The sequence below is a fragment of the Haloechinothrix aidingensis genome (genome assembly GCF_013450155.1).
GTDB lineage: Bacteria > Actinomycetota > Actinomycetes > Mycobacteriales > Pseudonocardiaceae > Haloechinothrix > Haloechinothrix aidingensis.
In genome coordinates this window covers 268,746-287,204 of sequence record NZ_JACCKD010000005.1, presented here as the reverse complement: position 1 = coordinate 287,204, position 18,459 = coordinate 268,746, and the positions used below count along the sequence as shown (strand labels likewise).

Below are 18,459 nucleotides of genomic sequence, written 5' to 3'. Positions count from 1 at the left end.
TTCGGTGCATATCTGGTACCCGAGGAGTCCTTCGGCTCGCCCCCTCTTTCGCTACTCGCCGCGGAACTGCGGTGTGCGCTTCTCGGCGAACGCGCGGGGGCCTTCCTTGGCGTCTGCGCTGGTGAACACGTTCAGGCCCAGTTTGGCGTCGATGCCGAACGCCTCCTCCTCGTGCATGCCCTCCGTGTCGCGCATCGTCCGCAGGATCGCCTGCACGGCGAGCGGGCCGTTGGCATTGACCAGCTCGGCCATCTCCAGGGCCTTGTCCAGGGCCGTACCGTCGTCGACGACGTGCCCGATGAGGCCGATGTCCTTGGCTTCGTCCGCCGTGACGTGCCGCCCGGTGAGCAGGATGTCGGCGGCGACCGTGTACGGGATCTGGCGTGGCAGCCGCACGGCGGAGCCACCCATCGGGAACAGGCTCCACCGCGCCTCGCTCACCCCGAACTTCGCGCTGCGGCCGGCGACACGGATGTCCGTGCCCTGCAGGATCTCCGTCCCGCCCGCGATGGCCGGACCTTCGACGGCGGCGATCAGCGGTTTGGTCAGGCGCCGCCCCTTGAGCAGCCCCTCGATCCGCGACGGGTCCCAGCCCCCGCTGGACATCGCGGTTCCAGGGTTGTTCTTGCTCATCGACTTGAGGTCGGCACCCGCGCAGAACGAGCCACCGGCTCCGGTGAGGATGCAGCTGCGGATGGACGGGTCGTTGTCGACCGTGTTCCACGCGTCGACCATGATCTCGATCATCTCGCCGCTGAGCGCGTTGCGCGCCTCCGGGCGGTTCATGGTCACGATCAGCGTGTGCCCGCGCTGCTCCACAAGCGCGTGTGCCTCGCCGTCACGCTCGGTCTCCGGTGGTGTCGTGGTCATGGAAGGTCCCTTCCCGGTCGCTGGTGAGGTATCGGCCCGGGGCCGAGAGGTCGTGCGAGTTCCGCGCCGCGGGCGCGGAACCAAGTTGACCATTGCCTTGAACGATAACATGTTCTAGTTTGTGGTGTATGGCTCTGAACATCGCGGACCTCCTGGAGCACGCCGTCGACGCCGTGCCGGAACGTACTGCCGTCATCTGTGACGGCCGTCAGGTCACCTACGGTGAGCTCGACAAGCGCGCGAACCAACTCGCTCACCACCTCGCCTCGGTCGGTGTCGGCAAGGACGACCATGTGGGGATCTACTCCCGCAACTCGATCGAGTCCATGGAAGCGATGTTCGCGGCGTACAAGCTGCGGGCGCGTGCGGTGAACGTCAACTTCCGTTATGTCGCGGAGGAGCTGCGCTACCTCTTCGACAACGCCGACCTCGTGGCGCTGATCCATGAGCGCCAGTTCGCCGACCGCGTCGCCGAAGTGCTCCCGGACGCGCCGAAACTGAAACACGTTATGGTCGTCGAGGACGGCTCGGACGCGGATTACTCCCGTTATGACGGGGTCGCCTACGAGAGCGCCCTCGCCCGCCACTCGGGTGAGCGCGACTTCGGTGAGCGAAGTGCCGACGATCTCTACATCCTCTACACCGGAGGGACCACCGGCTACCCGAAGGGCGTGATGTGGCGCCAGGAGGACGTCTGGCGCACGCTCGGCGGCGGCATCGACTTCCTGACCGGCGAGTACGTCCCGGACGAGTGGACACTGGCCAACCAGGCGAAGGAAGGTCCCGGCCTTGTCCGGATGCCGGTCTCGCCCCTGATCCACGGAGCGGCGCAGTGGGCCGCCTTCGGCGCGCTGTTCGCCGGTAGCTCGGTCGTGTTCGTGCCGCAGTTCGACGCGCACCAGGTGTGGCGGGAGATCCAGGAGCACAAGGTCAACGTGCTCACGATGGTCGGGGACGCGATGGGCAAGCCGCTGCTGGCCGCCTACCGGGAGGGCAACTACGACGCCTCCTCCCTGGTGGCGATCACCAGCCATGCCGCGCTGTTCTCGCAGTCGCTCAAGCACGAGTATCTCGAGGAGTTCCCGAACGCGGTGCTGACCGACGCCGTCGGTGCCTCGGAGAGCGGGTTCACCGGGATCAGCATGATCAGTAAGGACAGTGACCACTCCGCTGGTCCCCGGGTGAACTTCAGCAAGCAGGCCGTGCTCGTGGACGAGGACAACAACCTTATCGAGCCGAAGCCCGGCGCGGTGGGCAAGATGGCGCGCGGTGGGCACGTGCCCGTCGGCTACTACAAGGACCCCGAGAAGACCAAGAGCATCTTCGTGGAGATCGACGGGCAGCGGTACGTCGTTCCCGGTGACTACGCGCGCTACGAGGAGGACGGCACGGTCACGCTGCTCGGCCGTGGCTCGCAGACGATCAATACCGGCGGCGAGAAGGTCTACCCGGAAGAGGTCGAGGGTGCCTTGAAGTCCTATCCGGACGTCTTCGACGCCCTGGTCGTCGGCGTCCCGGACGAGCGATGGGGCAACCGGGTCGGAGCCGTCATCCAGCCGTCCGACGGCACCTCGATCGACGCGAACGCGTTGAACGACCACGTGCGTACCAAGATCGCCGGATACAAGGTGCCGCGCAGCCTGTGGTTCGTATCCGAGGTACGCAGGCAACCGAGCGGCAAGCCCGACTACACGTGGGCCAAGTCTTATGCAGAGGAGCACGATGCGGACATCACTGTGTGACACCCTGGGGACCACTTACCCGATTGTGGCGTTCACCCCCTCGGAACACGTCGCGGCTGCGGTCTCCCGGGCGGGAGGTCTCGGTGTGCTGGGCTGCGTACGCTTCAATGACGCCGACGAGCTCGACCGCGTGCTGGAGTGGATGGACGCCAACACCGACGGCAAGCCGTACGGCGTCGACATCGTCATGCCCTCCAAGGTGCCCACCGAGGGCAGCATGACCGATCTGGAGAAGCACATCCCGGACGAGCACCGCGCCTTCGTCGAGCGGACCCTGAACGAGCTCGGCGTGCCGGACCTGCCGTCGACCACCGACGACGCGGGCGTGCTCGGATGGTTGCACTCGGTGGCGCGGGCACACGTCGAGGTCGCGTTGAAGCACCCGATCAGCCTGATCGCCAACGCGCTGGGGTCGCCGCCGAACGACGTCATCGAGCAGGCCCACGACAGGGGCGTCAAGGTCGCCGCGCTCGCGGGCAAGGCCGAGCACGCCGTCAGCCATGTCGACAACGGTGTGGACATCGTGGTCGCGCAGGGCTACGAGGCAGGCGGGCACACCGGTGAGGTCGCCTCCATGGTGCTTCTTCCCGAGGTCGCCGAGCGGGTCGGCGACCGCGCTCCCGTGCTGGCCGCGGGCGGGATCGGCTCCGGTAAGCAGGTTGCAGCGGCGCTCGCGCTCGGCGCATCCGGGGTGTGGATGGGCTCGTACTGGCTGACCACCTCGGAGTACTTGGAGACGATGAGTACCTCGGCGACGATGCAGCAGGCGCTGCTCGGGGCGAGCTCCTCGGACACCGTGCGTACCCGCATCTTCAGCGGGAAGCCGGCTCGCCTGCTCAAGACGCGCTGGACCGAGGCCTGGAGCGCGCCCGACGCGCCCGACCCGCTGCCGATGCCGCTGCAGAACTTGCTGGTGAGCGAGGCTCATCAGCGCATAGCGGCCGCGGATGACCCGTCGGTCGTCGCGATGCCGGTCGGCCAGATCGTCGGCAAGATGAACGAGGTCCGCCCGGTCGCGGACGTGATGGCCGACCTCGTCCGCGAGTTCGACGAAGCGCTGTCGAGACTGGACAAGACACGCTGACACACCGCGCGCTGGTCCGGCCGCCGGCTACGTTCCCGGGGTGGCTCGCCGCGGGTGTGGTGGGAGCCCGATGTCACATCCGGTTCTTCTAGGGAACCCGGTGTCACATCGGGCTCCCACCTTTTTGTGTGGACCGGTGGCGCACTGTTGACTTAATTTCTTAATGCAGTAAAAATATGAGCCATACGACGGCACGCGACAGTTGGGCGGTGACCGCGGTGCTCTCTCCCCTGGACGACTTCCCCATCCACCAAGTGGTCGAGCCGGTCCGGCGGGTCGGCACCAGCGACCGCAACTTCTACGACCGGTACTACTTCAACTGCCATGCCGGCTCGCCGGACCTGTTCCTGGTGACCGGCATGGGCCAGTACCCCAACCTCAGCGTCACCGACGCGTTCGCCACCCTGCACCGGGGCGGCGAGCAGCTCGCCGTGCGCGCCTCGCGCGAGCTGGGGGCCGACCGGATGGATACCACGGTCGGGCCGTTCCGGATCGAGGTCGTCGAAGGGCTTCGCGAGCTGCGGGTCGTCCTCGAACCCAACGAGTGGGGCCTGGAGTTCGACCTGACCTTCACAGGGGCCGTCCCGGCCGTGCTCGAGCCCCGGCACGAGCTGCGCCAGCACGGCCGCACCATCGTCGACTCCAACCGGCTGGCACAGACCGGATGCTGGAGCGGGACGCTCACGGTGGACGGTGTGACCAGCGAGGTCACGCCGGACCGCTGGTGGGGGACGCGCGACCGTTCGTGGGGTATCCGGCCGGTCGGGGACCCCGAGCCGCCCGGGATCGGCGCCGCCAAGGAGCCCGGCTCGTTCTACTGGGTGTACGCCCCGCTGCAGTTCCCCGACTTCAGCATCATCACCATCGCCCAGGAGGACGCGCGCGGGCACCGCTCGCTCGAGGAAGCCGTCCGGGTGTGGCCGGAGGCGAGCGGCCGCGAGGTCGAGTACCTCGGCAGGCCGGAGATCACGATCGACTTCGTACCCGGCACGCGGGAGGTCGGCGCCGCGACACTGGGCTTCGCGGACGGTACCTCCGTCACGGTCGAGACCCAGGTACCGCTCGCGCTGGGCGCGGGCGGCGGCTACGGCACCGACGACTGGCGGCACGGGATGTACCTGGGCGAGCAGGCGGTGGTGCAGGGAGGCACCTACGACGTCAGCGACGCGCCCAAACGCGCGGCGTACTGGAGCGTCACCGACAACCTCGTGCGCGCCCGCTGCGGGAACCATGCCGGCTGGGGGATGTTCGAGTTCGCCTGCTTCGGCCCGCACGAGCCATCCGGCTTCACCGGCTGGGACGACGTCGCCCCGTAGAGGAGTCAAGTATGTACGAGTACCAGAAGCTCTACGTCGGTGGCCGGTGGGAGAGGCCGGCTTCGGACAGCAGGATCGATGTGGTCTCGCCGCACACCGAGCAGCTCGTCGGTGGCGCACCGGAGGCGACCCAGGCCGATGTGGACTCGGCCGTCGCCGCCGCCAGGAACGCGTTCGACAGGGGGGACTGGCCGCGCCTCGCCCCGGCGGAACGGCAGCGCGTGGTGGAACGGCTGGCCAAGGCCTACGAGGCCAGGCTCGGCGAGATGGCCGAGCTGATCACCACCGAGATGGGGTCGCCGATCTGGTTCTCGCATCTCGGCCAGACGCAGGCCACCGCGATGTCCCTGCGGTCGTTGCTCGCCGCGGCCGAACGGTTCGGCTGGGAGGAGCGGCGTTCCGGGGCGTTCGGCGAGGAGGTCGTGGTCCGCAGGGAGCCCGTGGGCGTCGTCGGTGTGATCATCCCGTGGAACGCGCCGCAGTTCGTGCTGATGGCCAAGCTCGTGCCCGCCCTGCTCGCAGGCTGCACCGTCGTGGTCAAGCCGGCACCGGAGACCCCGCTCGATTCGCTCTTCCTCGCGGAGATCCTGGACGCCGCCGGGCTTCCGGAAGGTGTGGTCAGCGTGCTACCCGCAGGCCGCGAGGTCGGCGAGTACCTGGTCACCCACTCAGGGGTGGACAAGGTGGCGTTCACCGGGTCCACGGCCGCCGGGCGCCGGATCGCCTCGCTGTGCGGCACCGACCTCAAGCGGGTCACGCTCGAGCTCGGCGGGAAGTCCGCGGCGGTGATCCTCGACGATGCCGACCTGCCCGGGACGGTGGAGGGGCTGAAGATGGCCTCGCTGATCAACAGCGGCCAGGCGTGCGTGGCGCAGACACGCATCCTGGCGTCCCGCAGGCGCTACCACGAGGTGGTCGAGGCGTTGACCGAGATGGTGCGGGCCTTGCCGGTGGGGGACCCGCACGACGAGGCGAACTACATCGGACCGATGGTGGCACGCAGGCAGCAGCAGCGCGTGGCCCGCTACTTCGACATCGGCACCGGTGAGGGCGCCCGGATCACGACAGGTGGCCCCGGCATGCCGGACGGGCTGACCGCGGGGTGGTACGTGCGCCCCACCGTGTTCGCCGACGTGCACAACGACATGCGTATCGCGCGGGAGGAGATCTTCGGCCCCGTGCTCGCGGTCATCCCGTACGACGACGAGGACGACGCGGTGGCGATCGCGAACGACTCGGAGTACGGGCTGGCAGGCTCGGTCTGGACCTCTGATGTGCAGCACGGGCTGGAGATCGCGCGGCGCGTACGCACCGGAACACTCGGCGTCAACAACTACCTGATCGACGCCAACGCCCCGTTCGGCGGGTACAAGGCCAGCGGGATCGGCAGGGAGTTCGGCCCCGAGGGGCTGGAACCGTACACCGAGCTCAAGTCAGTGACGCTGCCATTCGAGTAGGTGGGTTCCATGCCCGAACGTATCGAGCGTCCGCGTACGTCCACACGGGACTACGCCGTGCTGCGCACGAACCTGGAGTCGTGGCTGGCCACGAAGCTGCCCGCGGGGTCAGAGCCCGCCATCAGCGGCCTGGAGGTCCCGCCGGGCAACGGTATGTCCAGCGAGACCGTGACGTTCGACCTCACCATGTCCGAAGGCGGCGGCCGGCGTACGTCCCTGTCCTGTGTGGCCCGGATGGCCCCGCTGGACTCGGCGATGCCGGTGTTCCCCCGCTACGAGCTCGACCGCCAGTTCCGGGTGATGCGACTGGTGGGTGAGCGTACCGGCGTGCCGGTGCCGCGGGCGCTGTGGTTCGAGGCCGAGCCGGACGCGCTCGGCTCGCCGCTGTTCGTGATGGAACACGTCGACGGCGCGGTGCCGGCCGATGTCATGCCGTACAACTTCGAGGGATGGTTGCTGGATGCCGCTCCTGCCGACCGGCAACGGTTGCAGGCCGCGACGGTGGAGGTTCTCGCCGGGGTCCACAGCCTCACCCCGGCGAACGCCGACCTGGCGTTCCTGGAGTTCGACCGCGCGGGGCCGACGGCCCTGCACCGGCACGTGGCCGAGTTGCGCGCCTACTACGAGTGGGTGGCAAGGCAGTGCAGGCACCCGCTGATCGAGCGGGGTTTCACGTGGCTGGACCGGCACTGGCCGGAGCCGGTCGGTGAGCCGGTGCTGGTGTGGGGCGACGCGCGGATCGGCAACATCCTCTACCGCGACTTCCGCCCGGTCGGTGTGCTGGACTGGGAGATGGCCGCTGTCGGGCCGCGCGAGCTGGACCTGGGCTGGCTGATCTATCACCACCGGTTCTTCGAGGAACTGGCCGGCATGGCGGGGCTGGACGGCATGCCCGGGTTTCTGACGGCGAGCGACGTCACCGACACCTACGAGGCCCTGACCGGCCACACCGTCACCGACCTCGGTTTCTACATCGTCTACGCCGCGCTGCGCAGCGCGGTCGTGATGGCCAGGGTCGCGCACCGGCAGGCCTACTTCGGCGAGCGGGAGTTCCCCGACGACCCGGACGACGTGTTCTACAACCGCCCGGGCCTGGAGGCCATGCTGGCCGGCGGCCCCGGGGACGCCGCCGGCTAGCCGGGCGTCCCGGGTCACCCAACAGCGCCCCCAGCACCCCACGGGCGGGTACGCAGCGCTCCGCGGAGGGAGCCGAGGGGGTCCTCGGTTCCATAGAGGGAGCCCGGTGTCACATTGGGCTCCCACACGCCCTAGGTGTCCAGCCGGGTCTCCAGGCCGGCGAGCAGGCAGCCGAGCATGAAGTCGAACTGGGCGTCGGGGTCCGGGTCGGGGCGCAGTTCGGCCATGCGGCGCAGGTGGGGTAGCTCGTCGTCGGGCCTGGCCTGCAGGGCCTTACGGAACTCGCTGAACTGGCGCCGCTGGCTGCCCGGCGGGTCCTGGGCGTCGTGGAACTCCGCCTCTGCCATCAGGTGAACCTGCTGGATGGCGTGGCTGGCCGTGCCGTGGTCGAACCCGGCATCGACGAGCACCTCAACCAGCTGCTCGATCTGGTCGAGACGGTGCGCGGTCGTCGCGGTGCTGAGCCGGATGTACTGGAACAGCGATGCGTTGTCCAGCATCGCCTTACGCAGCGCGTAGGCGTAGGCACGGAGCCACCCCCGCCAGTCGGTGTCCGTGCCGGGGGCCCACTCGTCGTACTCGGTCTCCTCCAGTACCTGCCTGGCGACGAGCTCGATCAGCTCGTCCCGGTCGCGCACGTGATGGTAGAGCGCGGCCGGGCGTACGTTGAGTACCTCGGCCACGGCCGCCATCCGCAGGTCGGCCAGCCCGACCTCGCGTGCGGCGCGCACGATCTGCTCGCGGGTGATCACGGGCGGGCGGCCGCGCCCGCGCGCGGCCGCTGCCCGCTGCCGCCCGTTGGTGCTCACCGACCCGATACTCCGCCCACGACGTTCGACCATGACTCCCGCGCTGCGCGCCTTGCCCGAATGCTACCGCGTGGCGGGCGGCTCACCGGGCCGCGTAGCTCGGCGGCACGCGGGACGTGCGCTCGTACACCGGTTCGGGGCAGTCCAGCTGCTGCGCGGCGAGCTCGCGCTTGAGCACCTTGTGCGTCGGGGTGCGCGGCAGCTCGGCCAGCACGCGCACGTAGCGCGGGTACTGGGTCGGCCCGAGGTCGCCCTGCTCGGCGAGGAACGCACCGAAGGCCTCCGCGTCGAAGGAGGCCCCCGAGGCGAGCACGAGCGCGGCCGTCACGGCGTCACCCACCCGCTCGTCCGGGATGCCGTACACGGCGGCCTCGACGATGTCCGGGTGGCGCAGCAGCGCGCGCTCGATGGGGGCCGCGCCGAGGTTCTCCCCGCCCACGCGGAGCCACTCCCCGGTGCGCCCCGCGAAGTAGCAGAAGCCCCCGTCATCGCGGTAGGCGAGATCCCCTGTGAAGTACATGCCGTCACGCACGCGGTCGGACTCGGCGTCCGCGGCGTTGTAGTACCCGGCGAACATCCCGGTTCCCGCCGTGTTGACCAGCTCGCCGATCGCCTCGTCCGGGTTGCGCAGCTGCCCGGCCGCGTCGAACCGGGCAGGTGGGCACGGTTGCCCGGTATCGGGGTGCAGGATGTCCACGCCGTCCGGCAGCAGGCCGAGCGCGCCTGCCGGGGTGTCCGGCGTGCGCGAGATCGCCACCCCGCCTTCCGTGGAGCCGTACCCGTCGACGACGGCGCAGTCGAACCGCTCGGCGAACGCGGCGAGGTCGGCAGGTGCGCCCTCGTTGCCGTAGACGACGCGCAGCGGATTGTCCGCGTCGTCGGCGCCCTCGGGGACGTCGAGGACGTAGGACAGCGGCGTTCCCACGTAGTTGGCGTAGGTCGCCCCGTAGGCGCGCACGTCGGGCAGGAAGCCCGATGCGGAGAACCGCCTGCGCAGCGCGAGGGTGGCACCGCCGGCCACGGCCACCGACCACCCGGCCATGACCGCGTTCGAATGGAAGAGCGGCATGGCGACGTACGCCGTGTCCGCTGCGGAGAGCTCGAACCGCGACGCCAGCATCTCGCCGGGGTAGGCGATCTTGCCGTGCGTGCACCGGACCGGTTTCGGCTCCCCGCTCGTGCCCGAGGTGAAGATCAGCATCAGCAGGTCGTCCGGTTCGCTCGGGACGGGACGCAGCCGCGCTCCCCGGTGCGCCGCAAGCGCCTCGCCCCATTCCGTGCTGTCCACATCGAACACCTTCCCGTTCGCGGCGCCGAGGTCGAGACCGTCGAGCAGCGGGCGGTAGGCGCTCTCGGTGATCACGATCCGGCAGTCCGCGATGCGCACGTCCCGCGCGAGAGCGTCGCCCCTGCGCGTGGGGTTGAGCCCGACGAGGACGGCTCCGGACAGGGCAGCGGCCCCGAGCAGGAACGAGAAGGACGGGATGTTGTCGGCGAGCACGCCGACGTGGAACGGGGCGTCCGCGTCGTGCAGCTCCCGCAGCAGCGCGGCGTGCTCGGCGCATTCCTGGACGTGTTCCTGCCAGGTCCAGGTGGCCGCACCGAAGGCGAGCCCGGTGTGCTCCTCCGTGGCACGGGCCAGCAGGTGGCCGGTGACGGTGGGTGGTCCGTCCGCGGTCGCCGTCATGCCGGGGTGTCCGCCAGCAGTGAGCCGAGCGCGCGGAGCTGGGCCGTGGCGCCTCCGAGCGCGAACTCCGCGCGTTTCGCCGCGACGAAGTAGCGGTGCAGCGGGTAGTCCGTGTCGATACCCACCCCGCCGTGCACGTGCACGGCGGAATGCGCCACGCGGTGCCCGGCCTGCGCGGCCCAGAACTTGGCCGTGGCGACCTCCTCGGCTGCGGGCTTGCCCTCGGACAGCGCCCACGCGGCCTGCCACAGGGTCAGGCGGACGGCCTCCACATCGAGGTAGGCCTCCGCCAGGCGCTGCCGCACCGCCTGGAACGACCCGATGACCTCGCCGAACTGCTCGCGCTTCTGCGCGTACTCGCTGGTCATCTCCAGCGCGCGGGACGTGATGCCCAGTTGCGACGCGCACAGCCCCACGGTGACGCGCTGCCGCAGCCACGTCGCCGCGCCGGAGCCCGGCCTGCCGAGCAGTGCGTCCTCGTCGATGACGGCGTCATCCAGCTCGACCAGGGCGGCGCCGGTGCCGTCGACCGCGTGCTGCTCGCTGATGCTCAGCCCCTCGTGCGCGCGGTCGAGCACGGCGAGAGCCGCACCGTCCGGGGTGGCCAGCTCGCACACGTAGCCGTCCGCGTGCGCGCCGTGCAGCACGGCGGTCTGCGCTCCGGAGGCCCGCAGGGAACCGTCGACGTAGCGCCCGGTGAAACCGGGTGGGCTGCCCTCGTCGGCGAGTGCGACGGCCAGCGTGCGCTGCCCGCGGGTCACGGGCAGCACCCAGCGCTCGGTGTGCAGCCCGGAGCCGAACTCGGCCATCGCGGCGGCGCCGCCGGTGATGCTGGACAGGTAGGGAACCGGGGCGGCGACGGTGCCGAGCTCGATCAGCACGCTGCACTGCTCGAGCAAGCCGAACCCGCCGCCGCCGACCGACTCGCCGAGTGCGGCGTCGAGCAGGCCTGCCCTGGCAAGCTGCGCCCAGAGATCGGGGTCGTACGCTTCGGCGCGGCTGCTGCCGGAACGTTCGTTCCAGTCGCCCAGGATGCGCGCGGCGAGACCACCGAGGTCCTGCTGTGCTTCGGTGAGCGAGAAGTCCATGGTGCTCCTTGTGCGGGTCGTGGTCCGGAAGGGGCCGCCCCGGTCGCGGGGGTCGGGCGTCAGCGGGAAACGGGCAGCCCGAGGGCGGCCGCGGCGATGATGTCGCGCTGCACCTCGTTGGTCCCGCCGCCGAAGGTGAGGATGAGCGAGGAGCGGTGCAGCCGCTCGACCTTGCCGCGCAGCAGCGCCCCCGGCGAGCCCTCGCAGACGACCGCCCCCGCGCCGAGCACCTCCATCAGCAGCCGGTAGCCCTCGGTGGCGAACTCGGTGCCGAACACCTTGGTCGCCGAGGCCTCGGCAGGGCCGAGCTCGGAGTTGCTCGCCGCCCATGCGGTCTTCCAGTTGCGCAGCTTGAGGTACTCGGCGTGCGCGTGCACGCGGGCAAGGTGCAGCTGTACCCACTCCGCGTCGATCACCCTGTTGCCGTCGGGTGTCGTGGTCTGCTGAGCCCACTGGCGAACCTCGCGCAGCGCGTCCTGCATGGGTGCCGCCGAGGTCAGCGCGACCCGCTCGTGGTTGAGCTGGTTGGTGATCAGCCGCCACCCCTTGTGCTCCTCGCCGACCAGTGCCGAGGTCGGTACGCGCACGTCGGAGTAGTAGGTCGCGCTCGTGCCCGGTCCGGCGACGGTGTGCACCTTGGTCCAGGAGAAGCCGCTCGCCGAGGTCGGCACGATCAGGATGCTCAAGCCCCGGTGCCGCTCGGCGTCCGGATCGGTGCGCGCGGCAAGCCAGACGTAGTCGGCGTACTCGATCAGGCTCGTCCACATCTTCTGCCCGTTGATGACGTACTCACCGTCGGGGCCCTCCCCGTGCCGGACAGCGTGGGTGCGCAGCGAGGCCAGGTCGGTCCCCGCGTCGGGTTCGGAGTAGCCGATGGAGAAGTGGAGCTCACCCGCGGCGATCTTGGGCAGGAAGTACGCGCGCTGCTCATCGGTGCCGTAGCGCATGATGGTCGGGCCGATCGTGTTGATCGTCAGGAACGGCACCGGCACGCCTGCCACCGCCGCCTCGTCGGTGAAGATGAGCTGGTCCAGCATCGGCCGCGCCTGGCCGCCGTACTCCTCGGGCCAGCCGAGTGCCAGCCAGCCGTCACGGCCCAGCTCGCGCACGATCTCCTTGTAGGCGGTGCCGTCCCCGTACTCGCCGCCTTCGCCCGCGAGCTCGGTGCGGCGTTCGGGTGTCATGACATCGGCGAAGTAGTCGCGCAGATGGTGGCGCAGCTTCGTCTGCTCATCCGTGTAGCCGATGCGCATCGCCTGCCTCCGCTTCTCCTGGGGTCGGTGTTGATGGACAGCATGCCTCCTATCCCGATCCTAGAACAAGTTCTAGAATCGTGTGGAGGACCCGTGTACCGGACTACGCTCGGCTGGAGGTCGATACCGTGCCCGACGGACAGCAGTCGCATCGGCATACGCCGGATGTGCTCGGCCCGGCCAGGATCGGCCCCGTGCCCCTGCGCAACCGCGTCATCAAGGCGGCGACCTACGAGGGGCGTAGCCGGGAGGGGCTGGTCACCGACGGGCTCATCGACTTCCACAGGCGGCCCGCGGCAGGCGGAGTGGGCATGACGACCGTGGCGTTCTGCGCGGTCTCCCCGGAGGGCAGGACCGATCGTCACCAGATCCACATGCGGCGCGATGCCGTACCCGGATTACGGGAGTTGACGGATGCGGTGCACGCCGAGGGTGCGGCCGTCTCCGCGCAGCTCGGCCACGCCGGGCCGGTGGCCAACCCGCTCAGTACCGGCATGCGCGCGCTCGCCCCTGGCAAGCTGCTGCAGCCGATGAGCATGCGCCGCACGCGCGCGGTGAGCGAGCACGAGATCCGGCGTATCGTGCGGGACCACGCCGACGCCGCGGTGCTCGCCGCCGAGTCCGGGTTCGACGCGGTCGAGCTCCATTGTGGGCACAACTACCTGGTCAGTTCCTTTCTCAGCCCGAGGCTCAACCGGCGCGACGACGCCTACGGGGGGTCGCTGGAGAACAGGGCGCGCTTCCTGCGCGAGGTCGCCCGTGCGGTCCGGGACGCGGTCGGCGACCGCCTGGCGATCATCGTCAAGCTCAACATGGACGACGGGACCACCGGCGGTTTCTGGCTCGACGAGGCGATCCCGGTCGCCCGCTGGCTGGAGGGCGACGGCTCGGTCGACGCGCTCGAGCTCACCGCGGGCAGCTCGCTGAGTAACCCCATGTATCTCTTCCGTGGTGACGTGCCGATCGGCGAGTTCGCCGACGCGATGCCCCGGCCCGTCCGGCTCGGCGTGCGGATGTTCGGGAGGTTCCTGCTGCGCAGCTACCCGTACCGGGACGCCTACCTCCTGGACGGTGCCAGGCAGGTCCGGCACGAGACGGGCCTGCCGATGGTGCTGCTCGGCGGGATCGCGAGCAAACCGGTGATGGACCAGGCGATGCGGGAGGGCTTCCAGTTCGTGGCCATGGCGCGTGCGCTGCTGCGCGAGCCCGCGCTGGTCGAGACCATCGCCGCGGGGGACCGGGAGGACTCGCTGTGCATTCACTGCAACAAGTGCATGCCGACGATCTACAGCGGTACCCGTTGTGTGCTGGCCGAACCGGCGCGAGACGACCGCGCGTCCGGCGCGCCCGGCTGACCCTTGTGCAAATCGAGAACACGTTCTAGTCTCTGCTAGTAACAAGTTCTAGTTCGTGGTGGTGCACCGGGAGGGCTGTTCACGAGTTGGCGGGCGAGAGCCGCCCCGAGACGGCGGAGTCGGCGCGTATCCGTCGCGGCGGGCCGGTAGCCCGTCGCCGGGAAACTCGGGTGCCCGTGCCGGACCAGGTGACCCGGCTGAGGTGAGCCGCCCGAGTTACGAGAAGGCCAACGCGGCGACCTCGATGAGGAGGAGTTCACGTGAAAGCTGCTGTGCTGACCGAGATCGGCGTGGACGAGTTGGATCTGTGCGACGACGTCACGACCGTGTCGCCTGGCCCGGGAGAGGTCAGGATCAAGGTGCGCGCCTCGGGCATCTGCCACAGCGATCTCTCCGCCATGGACGGAACGCTGCCCGCGCTGGCGCCCGGCGTGGTCGGGCACGAGGGCGCCGGTGAGGTCGTCGAGATCGGTTCCGGCGTGGAGCACCTCGCCCCCGGTGACCACGTGACTGTCTCCTTCGTCCCGCCGTGCGGCGCCTGCGCGGACTGCCTGCGTGGGCAGCCGAACCTCTGCGCCGTCCACGCGGTGGCCGCCTTCACCTCGCCCCGCTTCCAGCGAGGCGACGCCGCCCTGTTCGGCTACGCGGGCCTCGGCACGTTCGCCGAGGAGGTCGTCGTCCCCGCGGCAGGAGCGATCAAGGTGGACAGTGACGTTCCGTTCGAGATCGCCGCGCTCGTCGCCTGCGGCGTGCTCACCGGTGTGGGTTCGGTGCTCAACACCGCGGCGGTCGAGCCGGGTTCGAACGTGGTCGTCATCGGGTGCGGCGGGGTGGGGATCTCCGTCCTGCAGGGAGCCCGGATCGCGGGCGCTACCACGATCGTCGCGGTGGATCCCGTGGAGGCCAAACGCGACCTCGCCCGCAAGTTCGGGGCTACCCACGCGGTCGCCCCCGAGGAGCTGGACGAGCTCAAGCAGGAGCTCGCGGGCGGTGCCGGGTTCGACTACGCCTTCGACGTGGTGGGCCAGCCCGCGACCATCCGGTCGGCCTGGGACCAGACGCGCCGTGGCGGTTCCGTCGTCATCGTCGGCGCGGGCAAGGCCGACAGCATGGTCGAGTTCAGCGCGCAGGAACTCTTCATGCACGACAAGAAGATCCTCGGGTCCTTCTACGGGTCGTGCCATGTACACAGGGACACGGCGAGGATGATCGAGTTCTGGCGGGCGGGCATGCTCGACCTGGAAGGGATGATCAGCAAGCGTCTGACCTTCGACGAGATCAACGACGGGTTGGACGTCTTGCGTGCGGGCAACCACGATCTGATCCGGCAGGTGGTGAACATCGCGTGAGTGGCAGTCTCGAAGGCACCGTCGCCGTCGTGACCGGTGCGGGCAGCGGGCTGGGCAGGGCCGAGGCGCTCGCGCTCGCCGGAGCCGGCGCCTCGGTCGTCGTCGGCGACCTCGACGAATCGGCGAAGAGCGTCGTCGACGAGATCGCGGAAGCGGGCGGCACGGCACGTTTCGTACCGGGTGACGTCGGCGAGCGGGACACGGCGGACGCGCTGACCTCCGCGGCGGTCGAGGGGTTCGGCGGCCTGCACATCCTGGTGAACAACGCCGGCATCACCAGGGACAGGATGCTGTTCAACGCCACGGACGCCGAGTGGGACGACGTCATCCGCGTGCACCTGCGCGGGCACTTCCTGCTCTCCCGTAACGCGGCGTCCTACTGGCGTGGCAAGTCCAAATCGGATGGCGCGCCGGTGTACGGCAGCGTCATCAACACGACCTCGGAGGCCTTCCTGCTCGGCTCCGAGGGGCAGCCGAACTACGCGGCGGCCAAGGCCGGGATCGCGGCACTCACCACGGCCACCGCGCGCGGCATGGCGCGGTACGGCGTACGTGCCAACGCCATCTGCCCCCGCGCGCGGACCGCGATGACCTCCGACATCTTCGGCCCGGCACCGGAGAGCGGCATCGACCCGCTCTCCGTCGACCACGTCACGCCGCTGGTCACGTACCTCGCCTCTGCCGAAGCCGAGCGGATCACCGGGCAGGTGTTCGTGGTGCACGGGGGGATGGTGGCGCTGATGGCGCCGCCGGCGGTCGAGGCACGCTTCGACGCCGCCGAGGGGCAGTGGAGCCCGGCAGAGCTGGCCGAGCAGGTGGGTGGCTACTTCGACGGCCGGGCAACCGACCGGATGTTCGCGGCCACCGAGGTGAACGACCTCCCGTGACCGCGCCGAGCGGGCAGGGGCCAACGCAGGTGAGGAGACACGAATCATGACGCTTAGCGTGCTATCGCACCGGGACGAGCTCGGTGTGCGGACCGGGCAGCTCCTTGTGGACGGCCACTGGGGCGCCGCGGACGGTGGTGCCACGTGGACGCACCGTCACCCGGCGACGGGAGAGGTGATCGGCGAGTTCGCCAGAGCGAGTGCGGCGGATGTGGACGCGGCCGTGGCGGCGGCACGGCGCTCCTTCGAGGCGGGCACATGGTCGCAGGCGCGCGCGGGTGAGCGTATCGCCGTGCTGCAACGGTACGCGCGGCTGCTGCGCGAGCACGCCGACGAGCTGCGCGGGTTGCAGGCACTGGACAACAGCGTGCCGCTGTCCTTCGGCTCGATCTACGCGACGTCGGTTGGCGCCGCGGCCGATGTCTTCGACCATCACGCGGGCTGGGTGGACAAGATCGGCGGGCAGACGTTGCCGCCCTACCAGGGCGGCGACCACCTGACGATGACGTTCCGCGAGCCGCTGGGAGTGGTCGCCGCGATCCTGCCGTGGAACGCGCCGTTCCTGCTGTTCGCGCAGAAGGTCGCCCCCGCGCTCGCCGCGGGCTGCAGTGTCGTGCTCAAGCCCTCGGAGTACGCGACGTACTCCGTGCTGCGCATGGTCGAGCTGCTGGCGGAAGCGGGGCTTCCCGCAGGCGTGCTCAACATGGTCACCGGTACCGGCGAGGAGTGCGGGGAAGCGCTGATCACGCACAGTGATGTGGACAAGGTGAGCTTCACCGGCAGCAGGGGCGTCGGCAAGCGCATCGTCGAGGCGTCGGCGGGCACGCTCAAGCGGGTCTCGCTCGAGCTGGGCGGCAAGAGTCCCGCCGTGGTCTTCGACGACGCCCCGGATGTCACTCTCGCTGCATCCACGGTGGTCGGCGCGGTCACCATGGGGCTTTCCGGGCAGGCCTGCGTGGCCAATACCCGGGCACTGGTGCACAGGGACATCTACGACGAGTTCCTCGAGGCGGCCAAGGGTATGGCCTCGGCCATCACCTTCGGGGACCCGTTCGACCCCGGCGTGCTGGCCAGCCCGCTGATCAACGAGCAGCAGCTCGAGCGGGTGCTCGGTTACATCGCCAAGGGGAAGGAAGAGGGTGCCACGCTGGTCATGGGCGGGGAGCGCCTCGAGGGCGAGTACTCGGCAGGCAACTTCGTCTCGCCTACGATCTTCGCGGATGTGGACAACTCCTCGACGATCGCACAGGAGGAGATCTTCGGGCCGGTACTGTCGGTGGTCCCGTTCGGTGACGAGGAGGAAGCCATCAGGCTGGCCAACGACACCGAGTACGGGCTCGGCGCCGGTGTGTTCACCAGCGGCGTGCAGCGTGCGTTCCGCGTGTCGCGCGGTGTGCGGGCGGGCACGGTCGGGATCAACGGGTTCCAGATCGAGCCGCATGCCCCGTTCGGCGGGTTCAAGCAGTCCGGCCTCGGCCGGGAGGGAGGCCAGTCGGCCTTCGAGGCATATACCGAGCTCAAGACGGTGATGATGCCGCTCGGTGACGAGTTGATGTGAGCGCGGTAGCGAGTGTCGAGCAGGTAAGGGAGTGAACATGGGTCGGCTGTCCGGCAAGGTAGGGCTGATCACCGGGGCTGCCAGGGGGCAGGGTGCGGCGGCGGCGCGCCGGTTCGTTGCCGAGGGAGCGCGCGTCGTCGTCGCCGATGTGAACGACGAGGACGGCAAGGCGCTGGCAGAGGAGCTCGGTGACGCGGCACTGTTCTGCCACCTGGACGTCACCGAGGAGGCGGAGTGGGCCGAGGCCGTCGAGCTGGCGGTCGCCACGTTCGGCACGCTCAACGTGCTGGTCAACAACGCGGGCGTGCTGCACTTCGCGGAGCTGGCCGACACCACCCTCAGTGATTACGAACGCGTTATCCGTGTTAATCAAACCGGTACGTTCCTCGGTATGCGTTCGGTCGTTGAACCCATGCGAGAGGCAGGTGGCGGATCGATCGTGAACCTTTCCTCGATTGACGGGCTGGCAGGCGTGCCGATGCTGATGTCGTATACCGCCAGCAAGTTCGCCATCCGGGGGATGACCAAGGTCGCGGCACTGGAACTCGGCAAAGACGGCATTCGCGCCAACTCGGTACATCCTGGCATGATCGATACTCAGATGGTGCAGGATGCGATGGGCGGGATCGAGCTGGACACCAGCTGGCTGTCGAAGCGGATCGCGCTGGGTCGCCTCGGTGAGGCCGACGAGATCGCGGATCTCGTCGTCTTCCTCGCCAGCGACGAGAGCTCGTACTGCACGGGGGCGGAGTTCGTCGCCGACGGAGGGGTGACGACGACCCACTCGTTGAAGGTCTAGTTCGCCGAACCTGCCCGGCGCGAGGCGCGCAGGCCCAGTGCTGAAGGGCAGCACGACAGGAGCGTGGA

General features: G+C 69.6%; 15 protein-coding genes. 10 read left to right on the top strand and 5 right to left on the bottom strand.

The window, feature by feature from the left end; genetic code table 11:
- Nucleotides 1–51: 51 nt before the first annotated feature.
- On the bottom strand, nt 52–870 hold the full coding sequence (locus tag H0B56_RS15620; protein WP_180893791.1) for a crotonase/enoyl-CoA hydratase family protein: 819 nt from the start codon (nt 868–870) through the stop codon (nt 52–54).
- 128 nt (nt 871–998) lie between these two features.
- Between H0B56_RS15620 and H0B56_RS15615 the strand changes: the two genes are divergently transcribed.
- The 5 genes from H0B56_RS15615 to H0B56_RS15595 all read left to right on the top strand — a co-directional run bounded on the left by H0B56_RS15615 (nt 999) and on the right by H0B56_RS15595 (nt 7,606).
- Complete coding sequence (locus H0B56_RS15615) at nt 999–2,612, top strand: acyl-CoA synthetase (RefSeq protein ID WP_180893790.1); 1,614 nt, start codon at nt 999–1,001, stop codon at nt 2,610–2,612.
- A complete protein-coding gene (locus tag H0B56_RS15610) occupies nt 2,593–3,696 on the top strand; it encodes an NAD(P)H-dependent flavin oxidoreductase (protein ID WP_180893789.1) in 1,104 nt (367 codons plus the stop codon). Before H0B56_RS15615 ends, H0B56_RS15610 begins: the two co-directional genes overlap by 20 nt.
- 176 nt (nt 3,697–3,872) lie before the next feature.
- Nucleotides 3,873–5,012 carry an Rv3169 family protein gene (locus H0B56_RS15605; protein ID WP_180893788.1) on the top strand — a complete coding sequence of 380 codons (1,140 nt, stop codon included), beginning with the start codon at nt 3,873–3,875 and terminating at the stop codon, nt 5,010–5,012.
- A gap of 11 nt (nt 5,013–5,023) precedes the next feature.
- Complete coding sequence (locus H0B56_RS15600; protein WP_180893787.1) at nt 5,024–6,469, top strand: aldehyde dehydrogenase; 1,446 nt, start codon at nt 5,024–5,026, stop codon at nt 6,467–6,469.
- 9 nt (nt 6,470–6,478) lie between these two features.
- Nucleotides 6,479–7,606, top strand: a complete 1,128-nt coding sequence (locus H0B56_RS15595) for a phosphotransferase family protein (protein WP_180893786.1) — start codon at nt 6,479–6,481, stop codon at nt 7,604–7,606.
- A 131-nt stretch (nt 7,607–7,737) separates the two neighbouring features.
- On the opposite strand, the gene H0B56_RS15590 is transcribed toward H0B56_RS15595, so the two are convergent.
- The 4 genes from H0B56_RS15590 to H0B56_RS15575 all read right to left on the bottom strand — a co-directional run bounded on the left by H0B56_RS15590 (nt 7,738) and on the right by H0B56_RS15575 (nt 12,443).
- The gene (locus H0B56_RS15590; protein ID WP_180893785.1) at nt 7,738–8,415 is read right to left on the bottom strand and encodes a TetR/AcrR family transcriptional regulator C-terminal domain-containing protein; all 678 of its coding nucleotides are present in this window, start codon (nt 8,413–8,415) and stop codon (nt 7,738–7,740) included.
- Nucleotides 8,416–8,497: 82 nt separating this feature from the next.
- Nucleotides 8,498–10,102, bottom strand: a complete 1,605-nt coding sequence (locus H0B56_RS15585) for a long-chain-fatty-acid--CoA ligase (RefSeq protein ID WP_180893784.1) — start codon at nt 10,100–10,102, stop codon at nt 8,498–8,500.
- Nucleotides 10,099–11,190, bottom strand: a complete 1,092-nt coding sequence (locus tag H0B56_RS15580; protein ID WP_180893783.1) for an acyl-CoA dehydrogenase family protein — start codon at nt 11,188–11,190, stop codon at nt 10,099–10,101. Before H0B56_RS15580 ends, H0B56_RS15585 begins: the two co-directional genes overlap by 4 nt.
- A 59-nt stretch (nt 11,191–11,249) precedes the next feature.
- Nucleotides 11,250–12,443 (bottom strand): acyl-CoA dehydrogenase family protein, encoded by a 1,194-nt coding sequence (locus H0B56_RS15575; RefSeq protein WP_180893782.1) that lies wholly within the window; start codon nt 12,441–12,443, stop codon nt 11,250–11,252.
- Nucleotides 12,444–12,571: 128 nt separating this feature from the next.
- Between H0B56_RS15575 and H0B56_RS15570 the strand changes: the two genes are divergently transcribed.
- The 5 genes from H0B56_RS15570 (at nt 12,572) to H0B56_RS15550 (ending at nt 18,391) form a co-directional block, all read left to right on the top strand.
- On the top strand, nt 12,572–13,798 hold the full coding sequence (locus H0B56_RS15570) for an oxidoreductase (RefSeq protein WP_180893781.1): 1,227 nt from the start codon (nt 12,572–12,574) through the stop codon (nt 13,796–13,798).
- 260 nt (nt 13,799–14,058) lie between these two features.
- The gene (locus tag H0B56_RS15565; RefSeq protein ID WP_180893780.1) at nt 14,059–15,147 is read left to right on the top strand and encodes a zinc-binding dehydrogenase; all 1,089 of its coding nucleotides are present in this window, start codon (nt 14,059–14,061) and stop codon (nt 15,145–15,147) included.
- Complete coding sequence (locus H0B56_RS15560; RefSeq protein ID WP_180893779.1) at nt 15,144–16,034, top strand: 3-oxoacyl-ACP reductase; 891 nt, start codon at nt 15,144–15,146, stop codon at nt 16,032–16,034. Before H0B56_RS15565 ends, H0B56_RS15560 begins: the two co-directional genes overlap by 4 nt.
- A gap of 46 nt (nt 16,035–16,080) precedes the next feature.
- A complete protein-coding gene (locus tag H0B56_RS15555; protein ID WP_180893778.1) occupies nt 16,081–17,592 on the top strand; it encodes an aldehyde dehydrogenase family protein in 1,512 nt (503 codons plus the stop codon).
- Between the two features lie 37 nt (nt 17,593–17,629).
- Complete coding sequence (locus H0B56_RS15550; protein ID WP_180893777.1) at nt 17,630–18,391, top strand: glucose 1-dehydrogenase; 762 nt, start codon at nt 17,630–17,632, stop codon at nt 18,389–18,391.
- Nucleotides 18,392–18,459 lie beyond the last annotated feature (68 nt).